Source organism: Pontibacterium sp. (assembly GCF_041587635.1).
Lineage (GTDB): Bacteria > Pseudomonadota > Gammaproteobacteria > Pseudomonadales > Balneatricaceae > Pontibacterium.
Genome location: NZ_JBFGYC010000358.1, coordinates 1 through 4,295 on the forward strand (window position 1 = coordinate 1; position 4,295 = coordinate 4,295).

3 protein-coding genes are annotated in these 4,295 nt (G+C 54.4%); all 3 read left to right on the forward strand.

Annotated elements, in window-relative coordinates:
• Positions 1–890, forward strand: an 890-nt coding sequence (locus ABYW01_RS15380) for a tripartite tricarboxylate transporter substrate binding protein (RefSeq protein ID WP_372834302.1), incomplete at its 5' end; no start/stop codon positions are given.
• A 164-nt stretch (positions 891–1,054) separates the two neighbouring features.
• Entirely contained in the window at positions 1,055–2,461 is a 1,407-nt protein-coding gene (locus tag ABYW01_RS15385) for an aldehyde dehydrogenase family protein (RefSeq protein ID WP_372834303.1), read from the forward strand.
• Positions 2,458–4,023 (forward strand): AMP-binding protein, encoded by a 1,566-nt coding sequence (locus tag ABYW01_RS15390; protein WP_372834305.1) that lies wholly within the window; start codon positions 2,458–2,460, stop codon positions 4,021–4,023. The genes ABYW01_RS15385 and ABYW01_RS15390 overlap by 4 nt, the downstream gene beginning before the upstream one ends.
• Positions 4,024–4,295: the final 272 nt, after the last annotated feature.

Sequence of the window (4,295 nt, forward strand, 5' to 3'; positions counted from 1 at the left end):
ATCCAGAACGACCAGTCAGTATGGTGGTGTCTTATTCTCCCGGTGGTGCTACTGACTTTCAGGCCCGTATCGTAACGATGCTGGCGGGCAAGGAAGACTATCTGGGTCAGCCAATGGTTATCCTGAACAAACCCGGCGCAGGCGGTAAAGTCGGCTGGGATTTTTATGCATCACGCGCCAAACAGGACGGTTATGAACTGGCAGCCTATAACGTGCCTCACTTCATTGCTCAGTCAATTGTCTTCCGCACTAAGTACAACATCGACAATCTGGAACCGATTGCCAACTGGGGTGCAGATCCTGCGGTACTGATTGTGGGTAAAGACAGCCCGTTTGACACTCTAGAAGATCTGATGACCTACGCCCGCAGCAATCCGGGCAAAGTCACCTTCTCAGGTGCAGGTCTCTATGTGGGCCACCATATCGCCTTCCTGCAGTTCGCCCGTGCGACCGGTCTGAAAATGACCTATGTGCCACACAAAGGCGGCACCCCTGCAATGAAGAGTGTAATGGGCGGCCAGGTGGCGGCAGGCTTTAACAACCTGTCCGACGCATACCGCAACCAGGACAGCATCAAGATTCTGGCCGTTGCGGACCTGAACCGTAACACCGAGTTCCTACCGGATGTGGCGACATTCAAGGAGCAAGGCGTTGAAGTTGATGACTCCAGTGTGAACTTCCGCGGCATCATGGCACGCAAAGGCACACCGCCAGAGGTTGTAGATTATCTGGCACAACGTGTTCCTCTGATGTTTGAAGACAAGAAGACACTGAAAAAGATGAACTCTGCTGGCTCTCCCGTCCGTATCATCCCACGTGACGAAGTGATCCGTATGTGGAAAGAGCGCGAAGTCTATCTCAAAGACCTGCTCAGCGATCTGAAGAAGTAATTCTGACCCCGGACCTATGCCGCCTTACCTGAAGGCGCGCGTCCAGCACTAAACATAGCTATTCGTTCTGTCTCTGGCAGTTCGTTTGGCTATGCCACTCATCTATATGAGTAATAAGAGATATATCAGATAAATATCCCTGTCTGGTTCAGTGGAGATTGGAAATGACTACAACAAACGAACAGGCTCAGGTCGCTGAGCTGGTTGCACGAGCACGGAGCGCTCAGGCAATTTTTGACCGCTATTCCCAGACTGAGGTTGATGAAGTCGTCACGGCTGTCGCCTGGGCACTGATCAACCCGGAAAACAACGAGCGACTGGCACGACTGGCGGTAGAAGAAACCGGCCTTGGTAATGTCAAAGACAAAGTCACTAAGAATCACCGTAAAACCCTGGGTCTGCTGCGCGATCTGAAAAACGCCAAAACCGTGGGCATTATTAATGAAGATCCGGACAATGGTCTGGTCGAAATCGGCCGCCCAGTGGGTGTTGTTGGCGTGATCGTACCGTCGACCAACCCCATCGCCACACCGATGAACAACACGCTGAACGCGCTGAAGTGCCGTAACGCGATCATTCTGGCGCCTTCGCCAAAAGGCCAGCCGTCCTGCACCCGCCTGTTGGAACTGGTTTACGCAGAATTAGACCGTGTGGGTGCGCCGCGTGATCTGGTGCAACAACTGCCAACGCCCGTCAGCAAAGCGCTGAGCATGGAGATGCTGAAGCAGGTTGATCTGGTCGTCGCGACCGGCTCCCAGAACAACGTACGTGCATCCTATACCAGCGGCACCCCAGCATTTGGAGTTGGCGCCGGCAACGTATCCGTGATCGTCGATGAAACGGCGGACCTGGCAGCCGCAGCCGCCAAGATAAAAGCGTCAAAAACATTCGACAATGCCACCAGCTGCTCCTCCGAGAACAGCGTCATTATCGTTGATGAAGTGTACGACGCCATGCTGGCCGAGTTCGCCAAAGTTGGTGCGCCGATGCTTGACGCAGATGAAAAGCAAAAATTACAGGACACCATGTGGCAGCACGGCCATCTGAACCGTGAAGTCCTGGCGAAGCCCGTGTCCGACGTGTGCAGTGTGGTCGGCCTTGAACGCGAAGGCTTAGCGGACAGTGCCTTCCTGCTGGTCAGCGAAACCGGTATTGGTGCAGAGGCGCCCTTCAGCGGCGAAAAGATGTCTTTGGTATTGACGGTATACCGTGCCAGTGACTTTGAAGACGCCAAACGTCTGGCCAGCAGTGTCCTCTCCTATCAGGGTAAAGGCCATTCACTGGGGATCCATACCAGCGACCCTGAACGTCCGCAGAATCTGGGTCAGGAGATGCCGGTCTGCCGCATTATCGTGAACCAGCCTCACTGCTTTGCCACCGGCGGTAGCTTTGATAACGGCATGCCGTTCTCTCTGTCTATGGGTTGCGGCACCTGGGGCGGCAACATCACCGATCAGAACGTGCACTACAAGCATTACATGAACATCACCCGTGTTGTACGCACCATCCCTCCGCGCGAAGTCACGGTTGAAGATATCTTTGGCGACTACCAGAGGAAATATCTGTCATGAGCGTAATCTCTTATCAGCCACCGGCTCCCAGTATTCGCGCAGTGATTGACCATTTCGCGTCCAGCCAGCCGATGCAGCCGTTTGCATGCTTTCCTGAAACCGGAAATCAGCTGACCTACGCAGAACTGCAGGGTGCAGCACAAAACTACGGCCGTTACTTCAACGCATTGCAGTTGCGTCAAGGCGATACCATCTCCTTTATGATGGGCAATGGCCAGACTGCGCTTGAGCTGTTTCTGGCAACGCTATATGCCGGTTGTGTCTCCTCACCTTTAAATCCGGCAGCGGGTAAAGATCAGATCGAATATGTACTGGACCATTCCGACAGCAAGATCGTTTTCGTGTCTGAGCAGTACATTGATCTGGTAAAAGCGGCCGCCAGCAAACTGGAGCGCCCGGTAAAAATCATTCTCACGGACGTCGACAGACGACCACGCTGGCCGGTTGAACCCGCCGCTGAACCTCTGCATGCATCAGTATCGGGTGACGATGATGGCTTGCTGATGTACACCTCCGGCACCACGGGTCGGCCTAAAGGCGTTATCCTGACCAATACCAACCTGCTGGCGGGTGGCATGAACACCGCGTGCGCCCACGAGCTGACTCAGGAAGACCGCGCGCTGTGTGTATTGCCGCTGTGTCACATCAACGCTCAGTGCGTCACCGTCATGGCACCACTCGCCAGCGGTGGCAGTGTGATCATGCCCCACAGTTTCAGTGCCTCTTCGTTCTGGAGCTGGGTGATCGAGCACGAAGCGACCTGGTTCAGTGTCGTTCCCACCATTATCTCCTACCTCATGCACCACGAAGGTGAGTTGAAAGGGGAAGACCTGAAGCAAGCACTGGGAAAAGTGCGCTTCGGCCGATCAGCCTCCGCTGCTCTCCCGCCTACGCTGCACGCCGGTTTCGAAGAAAAATTTGGCGTACCGATCGTGGAAACCATGGGGCTGACCGAAACGTCCGCTCAGATACTCTCTAATCCGATGCCGCCAAAAGCCAATAAATACGGTTCTCCGGGTATCGCGTTTGGTACAGAGATCAAAGTCATCAACGAACAAGGCGACACTCAACCCGCAGGGGAAGAAGGCGAACTCATGGTGCGCGGTGATTGTGTCATGCGCTGCTACTACAAAAACCCTGAAGCCACTGACAGTGCATTAGACGCCGATGGCTGGCTGCACACCGGTGACCTTGCCCGCCAGGACGAGGACGGATTTATTTTCATCACCGGCCGCCTGAAGGAGCTGATCATCAAAGGGGGTGAAAACATAGCGCCTCGCGAAATTGACGATGCGCTCTATTCCCACCCGGGAGTGATTGAAGCCGGTGCCGTCGGTATTTATGACGAACACTACGGACAGGAAGTGGTAGCGTGTGTGGTGATCAAACAGGAAGCCAAGGTGTCAGAAGCCGAGTTGATCGACTTCTGCACCGACCGGCTTGGCAAGGTAAAAACACCGCGCAACATCTACTTCTTCGACGACCTCCCCAAAGGTCCGTCCGGAAAAGTACAGCGCCTGAAACTGGTCGATCAGCTCAAAGCCAGAAACGAACTGCGCTAGACATGCCTCAATTGCACTTCCTGAAATAGCTGGAAATCCCAGCCGGGATACCCGAGCAAAGGGTGTTAAACAATTTCCCGGGGCGTCGGCCGGACGCCCCGTCCGATCAACGCCTTGTTTAGCACCACCCTCCCGGCTTTTGGATTTCACCACCGGACTTCAACGTCTTCGATAAACGTTGTAGCTCCGGTTTTTTTGTTTATATACCGCGACTTCAGCGTCTATTGGGATAAGAGAGAATTACGAGGCTCAACGTAGGTTGGGATGAGCGC